Origin of the sequence: Psychromonas sp. SP041 (assembly GCF_000470315.2) — a bacterium.
GTDB lineage: Bacteria > Pseudomonadota > Gammaproteobacteria > Enterobacterales > Psychromonadaceae > Psychromonas.
Map to the genome: position 1 here is coordinate 1 of NZ_CBRF02000114.1, position 576 is coordinate 576.

At 38.0% G+C, this 576-nt stretch carries 1 protein-coding gene; it reads right to left on the reverse strand.

Features of this window, described 5'->3' with window-relative positions; all coding sequences use genetic code 11:
* The coding region (locus tag SP041_RS20795; RefSeq protein ID WP_137298024.1) for an IS5 family transposase at positions 1–526 on the reverse strand (526 nt) is incomplete at its 3' end.
* Positions 527–576 lie beyond the last annotated feature (50 nt).

Below are 576 nucleotides of genomic sequence, written 5' to 3' on the forward strand. Positions count from 1 at the left end.
CTCTAAGCTTTTCACTGTCATAACCTTTATCTGCAACAATATAAGATGATTTAGGAGATTGATTTATCAGCTCTTCGGCATGGATAATATCGTGTACTTGACCTCCAGATAATGAAAAACAAACGGGTAGCCCATAACTATCCACTGCTAAGTGAATCTTTGTTGAGTTACCGCCTCTGCTTTTACCTATTGCTTCATCGTCATTTGTGGCAGCACCCGTTCCATGCTGATGAGTACGGACTATACTACCATCAATAAACAGCCATTCTGAATCTGTATCTTTTGATAACCAATTGAATAAATTAAGTAAAATGCCTTTTTTTGACCATAAATTAAAGCGCCGAAATACAGCGCTCCATTTTCCAAATTCAGTTGGTAAGTCTCGCCATGGACAACCGGTTCGCATTCTAAAAAGGATACCCTCAAAGGTCATTCTATGTTCGGGTTTATTATAAATTCTTCCACTGTGTTGCATTAACTGTAATAGCTTTAGCCACAGTGCATCTGTTAACATTGTTCTTGGCATGGTGGTATTCTTGTATGTTGATTTTTGGCGAAACCATTATACATTTCCAC